The 17,166-nt window shown below is 72.9% G+C and carries 18 protein-coding genes; 11 read left to right on the top strand and 7 right to left on the bottom strand.

The features are described from left to right. Window positions 1-353: 353 nt before the first annotated feature. Window positions 354-482 (bottom strand): hypothetical protein, encoded by a 129-nt coding sequence (locus ACRYR7_RS17440; protein ID WP_432573028.1) that lies wholly within the window; start codon window positions 480-482, stop codon window positions 354-356. 266 nt (window positions 483-748) lie between these two features. Here ACRYR7_RS17440 and ACRYR7_RS17435 point away from each other — a divergent pair, with 266 nt between their 5' ends. Further along, window positions 749-1,252 carry a hypothetical protein gene (locus ACRYR7_RS17435; RefSeq protein WP_432573378.1) on the top strand — a complete coding sequence of 168 codons (504 nt, stop codon included), beginning with the start codon at window positions 749-751 and terminating at the stop codon, window positions 1,250-1,252. 700 nt (window positions 1,253-1,952) lie between these two features. On the opposite strand, the gene ACRYR7_RS17430 is transcribed toward ACRYR7_RS17435, so the two are convergent. Together ACRYR7_RS17430 and ACRYR7_RS17425 are read right to left on the bottom strand one after the other, a co-directional pair. Next, entirely contained in the window at window positions 1,953-3,143 is a 1,191-nt protein-coding gene (locus ACRYR7_RS17430) for a hypothetical protein (protein ID WP_432573377.1), read from the bottom strand. Window positions 3,144-3,300: 157 nt separating this feature from the next. Further along, window positions 3,301-4,461 (bottom strand): hypothetical protein, encoded by a 1,161-nt coding sequence (locus ACRYR7_RS17425; protein WP_432573376.1) that lies wholly within the window; start codon window positions 4,459-4,461, stop codon window positions 3,301-3,303. A gap of 431 nt (window positions 4,462-4,892) precedes the next feature. Here ACRYR7_RS17425 and ACRYR7_RS17420 point away from each other — a divergent pair, with 431 nt between their 5' ends. From ACRYR7_RS17420 to ACRYR7_RS17405, 4 genes are all read left to right on the top strand, one after another. Further along, window positions 4,893-5,813 (top strand): tetratricopeptide repeat protein, encoded by a 921-nt coding sequence (locus ACRYR7_RS17420; RefSeq protein ID WP_432573375.1) that lies wholly within the window; start codon window positions 4,893-4,895, stop codon window positions 5,811-5,813. Window positions 5,814-6,259: 446 nt separating this feature from the next. After that, on the top strand, window positions 6,260-6,853 hold the full coding sequence (locus tag ACRYR7_RS17415; protein ID WP_432573374.1) for a hypothetical protein: 594 nt from the start codon (window positions 6,260-6,262) through the stop codon (window positions 6,851-6,853). Between the two features lie 215 nt (window positions 6,854-7,068). Then, complete coding sequence (locus ACRYR7_RS17410) at window positions 7,069-7,515, top strand: hypothetical protein (RefSeq protein ID WP_432573373.1); 447 nt, start codon at window positions 7,069-7,071, stop codon at window positions 7,513-7,515. Between the two features lie 342 nt (window positions 7,516-7,857). After that, entirely contained in the window at window positions 7,858-8,097 is a 240-nt protein-coding gene (locus ACRYR7_RS17405; protein WP_432573372.1) for a hypothetical protein, read from the top strand. Between the two features lie 95 nt (window positions 8,098-8,192). On the opposite strand, the gene ACRYR7_RS17400 is transcribed toward ACRYR7_RS17405, so the two are convergent. Further along, window positions 8,193-8,636, bottom strand: coding sequence for a hypothetical protein (locus ACRYR7_RS17400; protein ID WP_432573371.1), 444 nt, complete (start codon window positions 8,634-8,636; stop codon window positions 8,193-8,195). Window positions 8,637-8,851: 215 nt separating this feature from the next. On the opposite strand from ACRYR7_RS17400, the gene ACRYR7_RS17395 reads away from it, so the two are divergent. From ACRYR7_RS17395 to ACRYR7_RS17385, 3 genes are all read left to right on the top strand, one after another. Then, window positions 8,852-9,460: a maleylpyruvate isomerase N-terminal domain-containing protein gene (locus ACRYR7_RS17395; protein WP_432573370.1), complete on the top strand. Its 609-nt coding sequence runs from the start codon at window positions 8,852-8,854 to the stop codon at window positions 9,458-9,460. Window positions 9,461-9,609: 149 nt separating this feature from the next. Then, the gene (locus ACRYR7_RS17390) at window positions 9,610-10,416 is read left to right on the top strand and encodes a phosphotransferase (RefSeq protein ID WP_432573369.1); all 807 of its coding nucleotides are present in this window, start codon (window positions 9,610-9,612) and stop codon (window positions 10,414-10,416) included. A gap of 183 nt (window positions 10,417-10,599) precedes the next feature. Then, a complete protein-coding gene (locus tag ACRYR7_RS17385) occupies window positions 10,600-11,124 on the top strand; it encodes a DinB family protein (RefSeq protein WP_432573380.1) in 525 nt (174 codons plus the stop codon). A 4-nt stretch (window positions 11,125-11,128) separates the two neighbouring features. On the opposite strand, the gene ACRYR7_RS17380 is transcribed toward ACRYR7_RS17385, so the two are convergent. The 3 genes from ACRYR7_RS17380 to aspS all read right to left on the bottom strand — a co-directional run bounded on the left by ACRYR7_RS17380 (window position 11,129) and on the right by aspS (window position 15,079). After that, window positions 11,129-12,154 (bottom strand): phosphotransferase family protein, encoded by a 1,026-nt coding sequence (locus tag ACRYR7_RS17380; protein WP_432573368.1) that lies wholly within the window; start codon window positions 12,152-12,154, stop codon window positions 11,129-11,131. 490 nt (window positions 12,155-12,644) lie between these two features. Beyond that, entirely contained in the window at window positions 12,645-13,544 is a 900-nt protein-coding gene (locus ACRYR7_RS17375) for a phosphotransferase family protein (protein ID WP_432573379.1), read from the bottom strand. Between the two features lie 242 nt (window positions 13,545-13,786). After that, window positions 13,787-15,079, bottom strand: coding sequence for an aspartate--tRNA(Asn) ligase (gene aspS, locus ACRYR7_RS17370; RefSeq protein WP_432573367.1), 1,293 nt, complete (start codon window positions 15,077-15,079; stop codon window positions 13,787-13,789). A 260-nt stretch (window positions 15,080-15,339) separates the two neighbouring features. Here aspS and ACRYR7_RS17365 point away from each other — a divergent pair, with 260 nt between their 5' ends. The 3 genes from ACRYR7_RS17365 to ACRYR7_RS17355 all read left to right on the top strand — a co-directional run. Beyond that, complete coding sequence (locus ACRYR7_RS17365; protein ID WP_432573366.1) at window positions 15,340-16,143, top strand: GNAT family N-acetyltransferase; 804 nt, start codon at window positions 15,340-15,342, stop codon at window positions 16,141-16,143. Window positions 16,144-16,262: 119 nt separating this feature from the next. Continuing rightward, complete coding sequence (locus ACRYR7_RS17360) at window positions 16,263-16,706, top strand: nucleotidyltransferase domain-containing protein (RefSeq protein WP_432573365.1); 444 nt, start codon at window positions 16,263-16,265, stop codon at window positions 16,704-16,706. Between the two features lie 89 nt (window positions 16,707-16,795). Beyond that, the coding region (locus ACRYR7_RS17355) for a GNAT family N-acetyltransferase (protein ID WP_432573364.1) at window positions 16,796-17,166 on the top strand (371 nt) is incomplete at its 3' end.

The following is a 17,166-nucleotide window of genomic DNA, read 5'->3' as shown; positions in this document are numbered from 1 at the left end:
CCTGCCACCACGACCAACCCGGGGCTGCCTCGAACTTCACGGCGGCAGCGAAGCCGAGCGAGACGACGACGTACACGATGACCGCCACCGGGGTGGGCACACCCAGCGGTCGAGCACCCTGCGCTGGCCCAGGTACCTCTCGAGGCATCTCACGTCCCTCGTCTCTGCGTTGTCTGAGCACGGTGCGCCCCGTGCTGCCGATCCCTCTAGCACCCAGCCGCGACCTCGCGGCTGTACCCACGCCGCCGGGAACTCCGTCGCCGCTCACCGCACCACGCTGCACCGCGCCAGGGGTGCGCTCGCGCACCGCCTCGGGCGCGATGTCGGTCCCCACGGGTCGGGTGCTCGGGGACTCACTTCTTCCGGCGGTCCAGGAAGTACTTGACCACCAAGCTGCCCACGACGGCCACCAGGCACACGACGACAAGCAGCGGGATCGCCCCGGGTTCACGCAGCCCGTTCCTGATGGATTGCTCGAACAACGCTCTCTCCCCAGCTCAGCGGGCCGACAGCCTCGTCGGTGGCCAGTTGCGCGTCAAGCGCCGGCGACCGCGGGGGGAGCTTGACCCGCTTCTCCGGACACCGTGATCACCTGGCGCTCACCACGCCCCTGCGGACGCGATCACCAAGCGCCGGCGACGTCACCCCCCGGCCGATGAGCGAGCAGCCACAGGCGTCCTGCGATCACCCGTTCGGGCGTTCAAGACGACACCCTCAAGAACCGATGCGCACCTGCCGATGAGCGAGCATGCCCAGCGCGATGCGCACCACGATGGCCGGGGCCGCAGCCGGGGCCGTGGCCGCCCCGTTGCTGCTGCTGTCCGGTGCGCAGCACGACCCGGCCCAGCACACCCCCGCTGAGTGCTACCTCACGAGCACCTACACCTACGGCACGGACACGTTGAGGCTCATCCCCGACCTGGACGCAGCCCAGGCCGACCTGACCCAGCAGGCCGAGGAGCTCACCGCCCGCCTGAGCGCCGCTGACGCCGCCGAAGCCCGCCAGCTGCGCGCCCGCATCCACGCGGTGCGCGCACTCAGCCGGCCCGACGCGCACCGCTCCAGCCACGGCAGCACCGCGCAGCTGAGCGCCTACGACACCCACGGCCAAGTGATCGCCAAGGCCACCTACGGACCGGCCGTGCAGGTCTTCTTGAACCCCACCCCCACCGACGGCTACCTCCAGCAGAGCCTCACCTTCCCCGCGCGACCCCTGCCCGGTCAGCAGGGCTGCACCACACCCGGCAGCTGAAGCCCGTCGACAAGCCACGGCAGAACCACCGCAAGGGCCACCCCGGGGCCACCGCCGGGGCCGCCGGGTCATCCTGCGGACAGCACGCGAGCGCGTTGACGCTCAGGTCTGCTGCGTGATCCAGTGACAGCGACCTGTCACCGAATCGCGCAACAACCCTGTCGTCGCTCTCGCTCCCTCACTGTCGCCGCGTCACTGCGCCCGCCACGGCTGCACGCCCGCACGCGTTGCCGACGCCGCACACCAGGGCGTGCAGCGCCCTAGTCCCCTCCCCGCCGGCGACCGATCACGATGGCGGCGCTCAAGCACACCACAGTGATCGCGATGACCGGCCACAGACCGATCGCATCGACCCAACCCCTCACGACGACCCCCTCCCCTCACCCGTGATCGCGCATCGTGGCAGCACGGGCGATCACCTCGCCTGGTGGAGCACCGACACAACCGGCCCGCTCACCGAGCGCAGTGCTCGCCGCGATCACCACCCCTCGGCCCTTCGACGCCTCGGCCCCTCGGCCCCTCGGCGCAGCGGGCCCGTGAGCGAGCCGCGAACCGACCGGCGCGCCTTCGACCCGAGGACGGGCCTGCGGCACGTCCCGGTGACCACCGGTGCTGCCACACGCCCCAGCTGAGCACCACCGCCGCCACCACACCGCTGAGCAGCGCCCCGGCGCTGACCGCTGCACCAGCACCACCGTCGCTACACGTCCTCCAGGTGCAGACCAGCGCCCAGCTCGGCGGCCAGCAGCTGCAGCTGGTGCACCAGCCAGCGCCCCGTCGGGCTTTGCAGGCTGCACCCCTGCGCCCCGATCGGCTCGGTGCGGACCAGGCGCAGGCGCCCGCCGTGGCACTCGGTGTACACCTCCAGGCCGGCCTCCTGCCCCATGAAGAGGTAGTGCTGCTCCTGCTCGTCCAGGCGCGGGCTGTCCGGGCCGGTGAAGCCCAGCGCGATCAGGCCCTCGTGCAGCCCGGCGCTGGGGATGGGCGGCAGGCGCGCGACGTCCCTGGCGGCGTCGAAGACGTCCACGCCCTCTTCCAGCAGCGCCCGGCGGCGCCGGTCGGTGAGGGTGGAGATCACGAAGGGGAAGCGCAGCAGCTCGCCATCGTGCGGCCACGGCGCCTGCTCCGCGCCGGGTGGGCGCGGCAGGCCCTGGCGGGCGCGCGGGCCCAGGCGCTGGGCGCAGAAGTAGCCACCGGTGGGCTCGAAGGGCGCGTACGGCCAGGCCGGGGTGCGCCGGCCGGGAGCGGGCAGGCAGGCCGCGTCCGGGGCCAGCGGCCTCTCCCACAACCCCGGCACGAACGGAGCGCTCACCCGCTGCAGGTGCTGGACCAGCGCCTGCGGTTGGCGCACGTGCGCCCACAGCGGGTCCTCGTCCAGCAGGCGGGCGCACAACCCGCTCAGCGTGTGCAGGCTCAGCGGCAGCAGCCCACCGACCTCCAGCGCGGGCAGCTGGTGCCCGTGGACGCGCACGCCCGGTGCTCCCGGCAGGTCGATGGGCACCCACCGCGCCTGCGGGGCCAGGCGCTGCAGCACGTGGTAGCAGTACGCCGCCACCGCCTGGGCGGCGTAGCTGGAGCGGCGCTGCACGGCCCCCGGCTCGACGTCGTGCGCGCACCCCGGCGTGGCCACCGGAACCCACGACAGCGGGCGCACGCTCCCGGGGATGCCGGGGAAGCCCTGCTCGGCGAAGCTGACGTACCAGCGCCACAGCGGCACCAAGCTGGCCCAGGTGGCGTCCAGCTCATCCAGCGGCCCACCGGTGTCGGCGACCCAGGTGATCAGCTCGGCCAGCAGCAGCGGCTGCTGCGCGGCGAAGCGCCGGCAGTAGCGCTGCGCGTCGGCATCGGTGAGCTCACCGAGCTCCAGCGTCCCGGTACCCAACTCAGCCACCTGCCACCTGCTCCCACCCACCTGCTCGCCCTCACCTGCTCTTCTCCACCGTCACCCGCTGGCCTCGTCCCCGGTTCACCACGCACCCATCCACGTACCGGACCTACGCACCGGACCTACGCACCGGACCTACGCACCGGACCACGGCACCACCGGCTCACGCCGGCAGCAGCACCGCCCCGCGCGCCTGCGCCAGCTGATGCAACCGCTGCACCAGCCACCGCCCGCTGGGGGTGTCCACCGCGTGGGCCTCGTCGGTCAGGAACCGCACGCTCAAGGCGCGCAGCCTGCCGCGCGCGGTGAACGTCTCGATGAGCACCGCCGACTCCCGCCCGTACCAGGCGTACTGGTGCACCCCGCGATCCAGGCGCGGGCTCCCCTCCTGCTGGCTCAGGCACGTGAAACCCCACCCGGTCAGCGCCGCGTGCAGACCCCGCGTGCTCAACGGCGCCCACCGCGCCAGGTCCCCGGCCTCCTCCTCAGCCTCGGCCTCCTGCTGCGAAGGCCACCAGGCACCCTCCGGCCGCGCTTCACCCGGCGAGTCAGCAGGGCTGGACGTGGTCGGTGGTGCGATGCCCAGCACCATCCCGTCCGCGCCCAGCAGCTCGACCCCGATCGGCGGGGCGTCCTGCGCGCCGGCCGGGCGCGCCAGCTCCACCTGCTCCTCCCCCGGATCCCCCGGGGTGAAGGGCGGGTACGGGTGCGCCGGCGTCAGGCGCCCCGGCGCGGGCAGGAAGGAGGGATCCGGGCTCACGTCCCGCTCCAGCAGGTGCGCAGGCAGCTGCGGGCGCAGGAAGTCCACCAACCGCTCGTCCTGACGCCCGCGCCCGGCCCAGTTGCCCGGGTCGATCACCCGGTAGGCACCCCCAGGCAGTCCCGTGCCCAGCGGATCGCCGGTGCCCAGCACCAGGGCGGGGCGGTGGTGGTCCCCGTCGCGCCGCCCGCCGCGGCGCTTGAGCACCCGCCAGGACGCTCCCGGGTCCAGGCGCTGCACGACCGCGCTGGCGTAGGCCTCCACCGCCTCGCCCGCGTAGCCGGGACGGTGATCGCGCCCGTCCTCGAGCGTGCCGTCCTCGATCCACCGGTAGTGGCGCACCGTGTCCGGGACCCCGGGGCAGCCGGCGTCCAGGAAGCGCACGAACCACGCCCACAACGGCACCAGGCTCGCCCACGTCCCATCCAGCCGCTCGGACGGGCCGGCGGTGCCGCGCACCCAGGTGGCGAGCTCCCCCAGCAGCGCCGGGTGCCGCTCGGTGCGCCGGCGCAGGTAGCGCTCGGCGTCCGGCGCCGACAGCTCGCTCGGATCGACCCAGCCCATCCCCGACCCCCTCCACCCCTTCAACCCGCAGCACCCCGGTATCAACGCGATACTGGCACCGCCGCACGAACACCCGGCGCTACCAGCAGCGCCGGCACCACCGGTACCAGCAGCCGCAGCACACCGGAACCCCCTCGCCGCAGCACTCACCCGCCGGTGGGTGCGGACCACCCGCACAGCCCCACCCGGACACCTCCGGGCCGACACCTTCACCGGGACGGGACGATCCCGCGGCGATGACCCCACCGCCACGACGTACCGCCACAACCCACCGCCGGCCCGCTGCTGCTCCGATGACCACGACGAACACGACCACAACCACGTCCTGGCCCGCACCTCGACCACACACCCGGCCGTGCCGGTGCCGTGCCGTGCCGTGCCAGTGCCGTGCCGGGGCCGTGCCGGGGCCGGGGCGCGGGCACACTGGAGCCGTGGTGGTGGACCTGCAGGCGCGCCTGCGCGATGCGCTGGCCGGCAGCGACGTCGACGAGCTCGTCGAGCTCGGCTGCGACCTGGCCGATGCGGGCCGGCAGGAGCAGGCGCTGGCCTGCTTCCAGCGCGCGGTGGACCTGGGCCAGGACTGGATCTGGTTCAACGTCGCCAACACCCTGCGCGAGCTGGATCGGCCCACCGAGGCCGTGACCGCTTACCAGCGGGCCATCGCCGCCGGGCAGAGCGATGCCTGGCTCAACCTCGCTCACGTGCTGGACTCGCTGGGCGACCTGGCCGGGGCGATGGAGGCCTACCGCGCCGCCGGGCAGGCCGGTGGACAGCCCGAGGGGCACGTGCAGCTGGCGCACCTGCTGCACCAGCAGGGCGAGCCGCAGCGCGCCCAGGCCGCTCTGGCGCCGGCGCTGCAGCGCGGCTACCTGCCGGCCGTGGCGCTGGCTGCGCGCTGGCGCTGGGAGAACACGCGCGAGAGCGCCGATCCGGTGCTGGAGCAGCAGCTGCGCGCCGGGGCGGGCGTGGACGGCTCCGCCCGCGCGGACCTGGCGGAACTGCTGATCGCCACCGGCCGGCGCGAGCAGGCGCGCGAGCAGCTGCAGCTGGGCGCCAAGCTCGGCCAGCGCGAGTGCTGGCTGCCGCTGGGCAACCTGCTCGCCGGGGACGACCTGAGCGCTGAGCCGGGTCAGGAGCAGGAGGTGGATGGGGCGGAGGTGGACAAGGCGGGTGCCGAGGAGGCCTACCGCGCCGGCATCGCCGCGGGCGATGAGTGGTGTCACCACAACCTGGCCCTGCTGCTGCTGCAGCGCGGCGACGTGCGCGCAGCCGAGGAGCACCTGCTGGCCGGTGCGGCGGCCGGGGACGAGCTGGCCCAGCTCGCCTGGCAGGACCTGCACCAGCAAGACTGAGCCAGCCGCGCGCGGTCGTGACGCTGCCGGTGCGCGAAACGGGCCTGGCTCTGCTCAGCACCACTCTCCCCAGCACTGCGCAGCACCACTGGGCCCGAAGCGCCGCGACCTCTGCCCGCAGCTCTTCCAGCGCCCGCTGACCCCCGCGCACGCCGAGGGGGTCCCACGTCTCGTGCAGGTAGACGACCAGCTCAGCACCGGCCACGACCCACAACCGTTCGAGCTTCGCCTGCAGCTCGAAGCAGGGCGCAGACGACGTCTGCGCCCTCCCCACCCACCCTCGCCACCCACCCGCCACGCCGCCCCAAGCCCTCCACCTCCCCGCCACCCGCCGCCACCCGCCGCGGCACGCCGTGGTGGTCCTGGGGGTGATCCACGCGGCAGCCCGAGGGGCTCTCACCCTCCTGCGAGACTCCCCCAGTGATCACGAACCGGGCGCTGCGACCGTGACCAGCCGCGACGTGGACGAGCCAGGGACCAGCGGGCGCTTCCAGCTGCGCATCCAGCCCGCCACACGTGCTCGCCTGGCCGCGCTCGCGCTCGTGGGCCTGCTCCTGGCAGGCGCTGCTCTCGCGGTGCGCGACGACCCGGCCGCGGCGCCACCCTCAGCCGCCGACGAGCTGGCCCAGGACGCCGCGCAGCACGTCGCCGACGACGTGCAGGGCTACCTCCGCACCGGACACGCCCCCGGGCAGCTCGACCCCGACGGCGCAGCAGCCACACCCGCCGGCGTCCACGACGTCCACGACGTCCACGACTGGTTGCAGGACCCGCCGGCCACGTACTGGAAGAACCGGCCCGGGCAGTCGTGGCGGGTGCTCAGCAGCGACGTCCCGGCTCCTGACGGGTCGGCCCCGCCGGAAGAGGCCACCTTCGTCCTGGCCGTCTACCGGCTCTGGCAGGACACCAGCTTCGTCAACACCTCCGCGTGGGGCCGCACCCGCGTGCAGCTGCACGTCGAGCCCGCGGCCCACCTCGTTGAGCACCAGCAGGTGAAGTGCGCTGACGACGTCCCCGAGGAGGGGCCGCCGCATCACTGACTCGAGCACCTCGACCTCACGGTCGTCCCGCGTCGTGGGCGCTGTCCCCGGCGGCTCGCGACTTCACGGACTTGTCGAATTGCGGATGATGGCCAAGGCGCTCGGTCGGCGAGCAGGAGCAGCCACGGGGGACAGCGAGCTGGGGAACGTGGCTGCCACCACGAGCGTCCAAGCTGTCCACAGATGGTCCAGACCGGGGATGAAGGAGCACGGCGATGACGCGTCACCTCGCGGTCGGGGTCCTCGCGTGCGCGGCGTGGCTGACGGCCTGCTCAGGCTCCTCCTCGTCAGCGTCAGCGTCAGCGAGCCTGCAGGGACCGCTACTGGTCTCCGACGGAAGCTGGAACGGCGGCATGGCCGGCTTGGTGGGAGGACCCCTCGCCCGGATCGGCACCTGCATCGGGGCAGGTGGGTCGATGGTGGTGTGGCCTGAAGGCGTCCGCTGGGACGAGCAGCAGGAGTCGCTGGTCCTGGCCGACGGCGCGCTGGTCGGGCTCGGGCAGGAAGTCCACGGCGGCGGAGGGAGCATGGACACCGCAGCGGTCAACACGCTGTTCGGCTCCGATGCGGCGGACGCGTTGAAGCAATGCGGTGTCGAGGTGGGCTCAGAGGTGATGGTCTTCAACGTCGGCAGCGGCGTCACTGCGGGGCCGGCGGGCTGATCCCCAGCCTGCACGAGCTCCGGATCGCGCCGTCATCCCGCGTTGTGCGCGGTCGCCCGAGCCGGCAACGGCCTCTTGAGGTCAAGACCGGGCGGTGATCTCGGCAGATGGACGATGTCAACCGCACTGGATGACAGCCGGTGTCATGATCACCAGGGGCGGCACCAAGGCCACCAGCGGCACCTGCCGTCATGCACCAGGAGGCGGGTCTGCTGCACGATCCGGTGACAGATCGACGTCACCGGATCGTGCAGCAGACCCGAGTGTGAAGTGCTGCTCCATCTGGATGGGAGCGGACGGAGCCGAGTTGCCCGTCCAGTCTGCTGAGCCATGATCCATGGGGTGAGCAACCCGCTGCGGGACCGCAAAAGCCGGCCTTTGATGATCCTGGGTGTCGTGTTGGCTGTCGTCGGCATCGTGGGGATGCGTGCGGACGGAGTCGGCGTCAACACGGCATGGCCGATGATCACCACCGCTGCGAGCCTGCCAGTGATCTTCCTCGCTGCCTGGCTGCACGACCGGAGCCACCGCAGCCGTGGTGAGAAGCCGCACGCCCTGTGGGGACGCCGCTCGAAGGGCTGAGCGGCGTCGGCGGTCGACTCACCGCAGAGCCTCGGCGCCCGGTCATGCCGCCAAGTGCGCGCTTGACGTTGCTCCTGGCCGGCGCGGCCAGTGCATCAGGTCTCGATCCACACCACGTCGGGGTTCAAGTCGACGTGGTCCGGGGCTGGGGTGAGGCGGGCTCCGGTGACGCCGGCCCGCCGCAGGGCCTCAACGACGAGGCCGGCGGTGGTCCGCCCCGCCTCCGGCTCCATGTAGCCGTTGTTGTCGATCACGACGTAAGGCCCGTCAGGGTGGCGGTAGACGTCACTGACCCAGCCGGGGCTCTCCAACGGCCGCGGCAGGAGGTAGTTGCGCTCCATCTCCTCCTCACTCAGCTCCCGCCCGTCCTCGACGACGAAGTAGAAGCGCGGCACCACCGAGGCCAGAGCGTGCGCGGCGCGTTCAGCCTGGTCGCTGGAGACGCGCACCTGCAGGGACGTGTCCTGCGTGTCCCCGTCCAGGTCGCGGGGGTTGGCCCCGAACAGGGCCGGGTCCACCTCGACGACGGGCTCGCTCACGGCTCGCAGTGTGGACGCCGCACGACGCTGGGCGCCAGCCACCTCACTCGCCTGCTGCGATCGAGATGCGGTCACGGCCAGACCACGATGTCACGGTCATCCCGCGTTGTGCGCAGTCTAGAGCGGCTGGCGACGTCGCGGTCTTGACGAAGTCCGGATGACCAGGTCATCGCGGTCACCGGGTGCGGGCACCTGGGAACTGCCACGATGAGTCGGTGGGTACTGCAGCACTGGTGTGCAGCGTCGAAGACGTGAAGGAGGCGGTCGAGGCCGCCTGCTCGGCTCTGTGGCAGCTGCGCGACGCCGACTGGAACCGGCCAGCCGGGGACGTCACCTGGTCCTGCCGCCAAGTGCTCGTCCACGTCGCCGACGACCTCATCGCCTACGCCGCCCAGTTGATCACCGGCGCCGCCGACGCCTACGTCCCCCTGACGGTCGACGTCGAGCCCGACGCCGGCGCGGCCGCGGCGGTGCAGGCGCTGCGTGCAGCCGCGGGCCTGTTCACCGCAGCCCTGCGCACCGCACCGGCTGGTGCCACCGGTTGGCACCCCTACGGGCGCGCAGATGCCGAGGCCACCGCCGCCATGGGCATCGTCGAAGTGCTCGTGCACACCGGCGACATCTGCACCGGCCTGGACCTGCAGTGGCGTGGACCCGCACGAGCGTGCACCGCCGCGCTGCACCGGCTCTTTCCCGACGCCACCGGCCTGCTGGACGAGCACGAACCGTGGGACGTGCTGCAGTGGGCCACTGGCCGCGCCTGCTTGCCCGGTCACGCTCGACGTACCCAGTGGCGCTGGTACAACGAGCAGCCGGTCAGCTGAGGTCACCGACGCGCGCTCACAGCGCGCTGCGGTCGACGTCACGGTCATCCCGCAGTGCGCGGGCGCACGGTCATCCCGCTTATGTGGGTGATCCGGGTAGTGGTGAGGTCCCTCCGCAGGGAACTGACGCGTTGCCCTAGCGTCGAGGCGTGGACGAGACGCTGCAAGGGGGCTACAACTCCGCACCCATCCGCCACGGTGACACGGTCATCCGCAGCACCGGACCGTGGAGCCGCAACGTCCACGCCTTGCTGCACCACTTGCACACCCGCGGCTTCATCCAGGCGCCACGGGTCCTCGACACCGACCCCGCTGCCGGCACCGAAACGCTGACCTACATCCACGGCCAGCCCGGCACCTACCCCCTCACCCCCACCCAACGCTCCGAGCAGGCGCTGATCGCCGTCGCCCGCACCATCCGAGCGATGCACGAGGCCACCACCGGCTTCACCGCCCCCGACCCGAGCGCCTGGCAAGCCCGCACCGTCCTGCCCGTCGACATCGACTGCATCGGCCACAACGACCTCGGTCCGTACAACATCGTCTACGGCGGGGACGGCACCGGCGATACCGAGGTCGCCGCGATCATTGACTGGGACTTCGCCGGCCCCTCCAACCGCGTCTGGGACCTCAGCTACGCCGCGCACCGCTTCGTCCCACTGTCCGCGCCCCGGTCGACGCAGGCGTTCGGCTTCGACTTCGGCGTCGACCCCGTGCCAGCTCAGCGAGCCCGACTGCGTACCTTCCTCGACGCCTACGGCACCGACGCCAGCATCGACGTCGCGTACCTGCTGGACGTTCTGGTTCTGCGACTCTCGGCGATCACCGCTCACATCGAGCGCGGCGTGCTCGCCGGCGATCCCCGCTTCGACCGACAGCGCGAGGAGCGGCACGGCGACGGCTACCGCGAGGACATGGCCTACATCCTTCAGCAACGCTCTCAGCTGGGGTCCTGACCGCGAGATCGGCGAGAAGCTCTCACTCATACCGCGATCCGCTTGCCTACGGCTTGCTCGCAACCTCACGGTCATCCCGCGTTGTGCGTGATCGCCAGCGGCTGGCGACGTCGCGGTCTTGACGAAGAGCGCGACTCGCCGCTTGATAAGGGCTGGCATGATCCCCAGGTGTCCCACCCCGCGATGCCCAGCGCCGACGACGTCCTCGACCAGCCGCTGCGGGTGCAGCTGGAGACCTTCCTCGATCAGCACCGCACCGCGCTGGGCGCCTGCCTGGACGGGCTGAGCGAGCAGCAGGCCCGCGCCCGCCTGGTGCCCTCGGCCACCACCCTGCTGGGCCTGGTCAAGCACGCCACCTTCGTCGAGCGCGTCTGGTTCGACGAGGCCGTCACCGCCCGCTCCCGCGCGGAGCTGGGCATCGAGGCCGGCCCCGGGGAGTCCTTTGAGCTGCGCGAGGAGGACACCATCGCCGGCGTGCGCGAAGCGCACCGGCAGGCGTGCGAAGCCTCACGGCGGGCGGTGGCCGACCTGGAGCTGGACGAGGTGCTGCACGGCAACCGCCGCGGTGCGCTGCCGCTGCGCTGGGTCTACCTGCACGTGCTGCGCGAGCTGGCCCAGCACTGCGGGCACGCCGACATCCTGCACGAGCAGGTGCTGCACGAGCAGGTGCTGCGCGAGCAGGTGCTGCGCGAGCAGGTGCACGGCTGAGCGCTCAGCGCAGGTCCTGCAGCAGCGCCCGCACCTGCTCGTAGGTGCGCTGCACCCCCTCGCCATCGCCCAGGCGGTGGTGCTCCAGGCGCACCGCACCCAGGTGCCGCGCCTGGTACACCCCCCGGCGCCACCGAGCGCCCCGGGAGTCCTGCAGCGCCCCGTAGCCCTCCGCATCCCAGAACGCCTCGCGCTCGGTGCCCGGCTTGGCCAGCGCCATCCGGATGCCCCAGTCCGCCGCCGGGTCCCCCCACCAGGTGCGGTCCAGGTCCAGCACCCCGGTGATGGTGGGCTGGGCAGCACCCGGCGCCAGCAGCACGTTGGCGATCCACAGGTCACCGGCCAGCAGCCGCGGCTCGCCCACCTCATCCAGCACCCCCGCGCGCTGCTCGGCCAGCGCCGCCACCGCGCGCAGGTCCTGCGCATCCAGCCCCACGCCCTGCACGTCGGCGGCGATGTCGGCGAACGCCGCGGCCAGCGCCTGGCTCCACTTCGCGTGCCAGGGCCCCAGCACCGGCCCGAACCCCGCACCGCGCACCGCGTGCACCGCCTTGGTGATCGCACCGAGCTGGCGGAAGAAGCCCGCCCAGGCGCTGCGCGGGTAGGCGATCAGGCCCTGCGGGCCCATCGCCGGCGCACCGGGCAGGAACGAGTGCAGCATCCAGTCCCGATCGATCAGCTCGTGGGTGAAGTCCGCTGCGATCACGCGCGGCATCAACGGCGCCAGCGCGGCCAGCCAGGGCGCGCTGGCGTGCTCGGCGCGCATCAGGTGCCGCTCGGAGCGGAACTGGTGCTGCTCCCGCGGCGCCAGGCGCAGCACCACCGGCTCATCCACCGGCCCCTGCACCGGCTCTTCACGCCCGGCCAGCTGCAGGCGGTAGGTGGTGTTGTACATCCCCCCACCCAGCTCCACCGCGCTGAGCACCCGCACGCCGGCACCGAAGGCGCGCCGGCAGATCGCCCGCACGACGTCCGCGTCCACCGGTTGCTGGAACGCTCCCGCCGGACGGGCGAGGTTCGAGAACTCCACGCTCGGTCTCCCCACACTCGACGTCACCGAAGAAGCACTCAAAGATGACATGGTCCAGGACTGCCACCAGCGTCAGCGGCGTGCGCGAGGTCCGCTTCGTGCGCCACCTGGCCGGCGGGTAGCCGGACACGCCAGCGCCACGCCACCGCGGCAGCACCGGAACCGGGACCGACGGATGCGCCACGATGCCCCAGCAGGTGCCCCAGCGGACGCTCCGGCCACTCGCGACCTGCTCGTGGAGCGGTGTGCGCGCCGCCTGGCAGCAGCTGGCCGGCCCACCGGCACGCTTCGCCACCACCGCCCGCGCGCTTGCGGCACCGGCCACACGGCTGACGGCTGACGGCTGACGGCTGACGGCTGACGGCTGACGGCTGACGGCTGACGGCTGACGGCTGACGGCACCAGTTGCCCACGCTCGTCGTGGCCACGAGGCGAGTACGGGCCGGGCAGGTACGGGCCGGGTGGGTGCGGTCGCTGTGTTGGCACCGCCTCACGCGCCCAGTCGCTGCACGACCTGGCCGAGGTCCCAGTGCTGGGCCGGGATGCTGCGCACCTGCAGGCCGCGGCGGTGGATGTCCAGGCGGGCACCGCTGACGTTCAGCGCCCAGGCGTACAGCGCCCGCACCCGCGTGGCGCCATCACGACCCGGACGGGGGTAGGTGTCCCAGAACGCGTCGGCAGCGGTGCCGACCCGCTGCAGCGCCGCGTGCAGCGCGGTGTCGGCCAGCGGGTCTCCCCAGCTGGCGCGGTCGTGGTCCAGCACGGCGGTGATGACCGGTCCCTCTTCCTGATCGCCGCTACCGGGACCGGTGCGGGGGCGCGGCTCGACGAGGGTGTTGAGCACCCACAGGTCGCCGTGCAGCAGGTGCGGTGTGCGCACCTCGTCCAGTACCTGGCGGTGGAGCGCGAGCGCGGCCAGCAGGTGGTGCACGTCAGCGGGATCGAGCCCGGCGGCGCTGTACTCCTCGGCGCGCCGGTGCAGCCGGTGCTCGACCTCCTGGCTCCAGGTGGGGTGCCAGGGCCCGCTCACGGGCCCGAACCGCTGCCCGCGCACGCCGTGCAGCCTGGCGGTGACCTCACCCAGCTGCCGGTAGTAGCTGCGCTGCTGCGCCGGTCCGCAGCCGGGCAGCACCTGGCGCGCCGGAACACCGGGCAGCAAGGGCTGCAGGAGCCAGTCGCGCGCGAGCACCTGGTGGGTGAAGTCGGCGAAGAGCGTGGTCGGCACCAGCGGCCCGAGCACGGCCAGGAACGGACCGGCGGCGTACTCGTTGCGCAGGTCAGAGGCACTCGGCTGGCCCTGCGACCCCGGTGGCGGGGCTGCGCGCAGGACCAGCGGCGCGCGGCCTTCGACCTGCACGCGGTGCGCGGCGTTGCAGGTGCCCCCTTCCAGCTGCTCGGTGCGCAGCAGGCGCGTACCTGGCCCAGGGCGTGGCGCAGCGCGGCGGCGATCTGCTCATCGGAGAGCCACTGGCGGGTCTCGTGCACGAGATCCGGTTGAGCGCTCACCGCTGCAGCCTCCCGCACCCACCGCCTGGTGAGCCAGCGGCAACGGAGGTCTCTTGCACCAGCGCTGCAACGCGCCCACGAACCGCAACGCGCCCACGAACGCTCGCGCTCAACCTGGGGGCCGGCTCACGGGCTCAGCCGGTGCACATCGCGCGGGAAGAGCGTGCTGCGGCGGACGTTGTCCAGCCCGGCCAGCCGCGCCACCCACCGCTCCAGGCCCAGCGCGAACCCGCCGTGCGGGGGCATGCCGTGGGCGAAGGCCTGCAGGTAGGCGCCGTAGTCGCCCGGGTCCTGCCCGCGGGCGCTCAGCGCGGCGACGTAGTCGGCGTGCTCGTGCAGGCGCTGCCCGCCGGTGACCAGCTCCAGACCCCGGAAGAGCACGTCGAAGGAGTTCGTCCAGCGCGCATCGCCGGGCTGGGGGTGGGTGTAGAACGGCCGCTTGGCCGCGGGGTAGCCCTCCACGGCGAGGAAGTCGCTGCCGTGCTCGTGCAGGGCCCACCGGCTCAGCTGGCGCTCGTGCTCCGGCGCGAGGTCCGGCTCGTCCGACTCGGCGCCGACCAGACGCAACGCGTCCTGGAAGTGCACGACCGGGATCTGCTCGGGCACCACCGGCACCTGCGCCCCGGCCAGGTCGACGGCGTCCCCGTGCTCGGCGAGCGCGTTGAGCTCGGCGACCATCCCGGCCAGGACCTCGCGCAGCACGGCCAGGACGTCGCGGTGGTCGGCGATGAAGCCCAGCTCGGCGTCCAGGGAGGTGTACTGCGCCAGGTGGCGCACCGTGTCGTGCGGTTCGGCGCGAAAGACCGGGCCGGTCTCGTAGACCCGCTCGAAGACACCGACCAGCACCTGCTTGAACAACTGCGGGGACTGGGCCAGGTAGGCGGGGCGGCCGAAGTAGTCCACGGCGAAGACGTTCGCGCCGGACTCGGTGGCGGTGGCGGTGAACTTCGGGGTGGCGACCTCGGTGAAGCCGGCCGCGTCCAGGGTGGTGCGGAAGCCGCGCAGGGACGCCGCGGCCAGCTCCCAGAGCGCTCGTCGTTCTCGGTGGCGCCAGGTGAGGGGCGCGTGGTCCAGCAGGGTCGGCAGGCCCACGTCCAGGTGCGGGCGCCACAGCTCCACGGGCGTGGTGGCGGCCGGTGCGCTGAGCGCGGTGAGGGTGGGGCCGGTGATCTCCACCCCACCCGGTGCCTTGGCGTTGGCGGTGGCGGTCCCGGTGATGCGGACGACGGTCTCCTCGGGCAGGGCGTCGAGGGCTGCCCGGGTCGCCTCGTCGCTGACCACGACCTGGGACAGGCCGCTGCGGTCGCGCAGGATCAGGAAGGTCACCGCGGCCAGGCGCCGGCGGCGGTGGATCCAGCCCTCGAGCTGGACGGGTTCGCCGAGGTGCTCGGCCAGGGTGGTGTTGAGTGTGCGTTTCACGATCACCTCCGGGGAGTTCCTGCCCCGGGAGGTGTGGGCGATCGGGTTGCTCGCGGTGCCACCACACCTTCACCGGCCCAGATCGGGCCGGCCTCGTTGGTCCGGTGTCGGGGACCAGCCGTCGCGGCTCGGGGGTCGTCACGCCCGTCAACGCCGCAGCACCACTGTAGGCACAGGTCACGTCCACCGTCGAGAGCAGCAGAGGGCCTTCCGGTCACTCCGCCGTCCGCGCTGCCCACCGGTCAGGAGACGATGCCCCGGTGGACGAGGAACCGCCGGCTCAGACGCCCCTGGTGGGTGCCGTCCGTCACGCCTGGGAGCACCTGGCCGGGTCGTCGATGCAGTTCTCCGAAACCTCCCCTCCCCGGGTCGTCGTGGCCCCCACCTCCCACCTGTGCCCACCCGGGTGGTGCGGCCTGGTCACCATCGCCGGCGCCACCATCGCCACCGCGCCCGACACCGCCCACGCCGACGTCCTGCAACGCGGGCTGCAGGACGTACTGGCCGGCGCTTCCACCGGCCCCACCCCACAGTCGTCCTCGATGCTGGCGCGCAGGCTCCCCGTCAGCGACGTCCTGGGGCCCACCGACCTGGCCTACCTCCTCACCTTCCCCACCAGCGGCACCTCCCCCAGCACCTTCCCCAATAGCGCCCCCAGTGCCGCCCCCAGTACCGCGGCCCAGGGCGTCGACGTGCACGTCCTCGAAGTCGCTGACCCGCTCGTGCGAAAGCTGGTCGCCACCTGCTCCGTCGACGACGCTGCCGAGGCTGCGATCGACACCCTCACCTCACCCGCCTTCGTCGTCCTGCGCGACGGCGCAGCCCTGGCCGTGGCCGGCTACGAACACTGGCCCAGCTCCATCGCCCACCTGTGCGTCCTCACCCACCCTGGCGCACGCGGCGCCGGCCTGGCCCGTGCAGCAGCCGCCGCGGCCGGCGACCACGCCCTGCGTGCCGGCCTGCTGCCGCAGTGGCGAGCCCGCCCGATCGCCTCGCAACGTATCGCCCGCACCCTGGGCTACCGCTCGCTCGGGCACCAGTTGAGCTTGCGCCTGGCGCTGTAGGAGATCCCGGGAACCATCCGGTCACGTCGCGAGGTGCGCGCTTCTGGTGAAGCGCGGACTGGGCGCCGCAGGACTGCGCCTGGGCGAACAAACGCGCAGAGCCCTGCGATCATGCCGCCGTGAGCGCACGCCTGAAGGGTCGCCGACGCCATGCCGACCGCCTCCTCGACGACCTCACGCGGTGGGCTCAGCGCCAGCCCCGCGTGCAGGCCCTGGCCGTGGTCGGCTCCTACGCGCGCGGGCACGAACGCATGGCCAGCGACGTCGACGTCATGATCCTCACCGAGGACCTCGACTCCTGCTCCCTCGCCAGCGGGTGGTTCCAGCGGCTGCGGCCCGGCAGCAGGCTCGTCAGGGCCGCTATCTTCGGGCCCGTGCGCGAGCAGCGCTACCGCCTGCGCTGCGGCCTGCTGGCTGAGATCGACCTGGCTCCCACCTCCTGGGCCGAGGTCCCACTGGATGCCGGGACGCGTCGCGTCCTGGCCGACGGGCACCGCATCCTGCACGACCCGCACACCGTCCTGGCCCGCGCCGCAGCAGCGCTGCAAGCCTGCGCGCGGTAGCCGGTCCCACGCTCGCTCACGACACCGAGTTTGCGGTCATCCCGCTGTCGTGGACGTCCCGCTCGCGCCCGCAGTGCCACGATCAGCGGGTGCAGACACTGCAGTCCGAACGCCTGCGGCTGCGGCCGTGGAGCGCCGACGACGCCGGCTTCGTCCTGGACATGTGCTCACGCTGGGAGGTCCAGCGCTACATCGGCGCGAACCCCCGCGTGCTGGGGAGCCACGACCAGGCGCTCGAGCTCATCGCCCGCTGGCGATCCCGCCAGGACCAGGTGCACCGGGTCTGGGCGGTGCAGCACCACGACGGGCACCTGCTGGGCACCCTGCTGCTGCTGGCCCTGCCCGCCTCCGGGGGCGCCCCACCGCCGCGGCCCACCGGGGAAACCGAGATCGGCTGGTACTTCCACCCCGACGCCTGGGGACACGGCTACGCCCACGAGGCCGCGACCCTGGGCCTGCG

It is taken from the genome of Kineococcus gurbantunggutensis (assembly GCF_050871925.1).
In the GTDB taxonomy this organism is placed as follows: Bacteria; Actinomycetota; Actinomycetes; order Actinomycetales; family Kineococcaceae; genus Kineococcus.
This window is presented reverse-complemented; position numbering and strand designations above follow the sequence as displayed.

Coding starts and splice junctions, on each gene's coding strand:
- ACRYR7_RS17410 (WP_432573373.1), top strand. CDS start 7,069: ATGACGCGTCACCTCGCGGTCGGGGTCCTCGCGTGCGCGGCGTGGCTG.
- ACRYR7_RS17425 (WP_432573376.1), bottom strand. CDS start 4,461: ATGGGCTGGGTCGATCCGAGCGAGCTGTCGGCGCCGGACGCCGAGCGC.
- ACRYR7_RS17385 (WP_432573380.1), top strand. CDS start 10,600: ATGCCCAGCGCCGACGACGTCCTCGACCAGCCGCTGCGGGTGCAGCTG.
- ACRYR7_RS17435 (WP_432573378.1), top strand. CDS start 749: ATGCCCAGCGCGATGCGCACCACGATGGCCGGGGCCGCAGCCGGGGCC.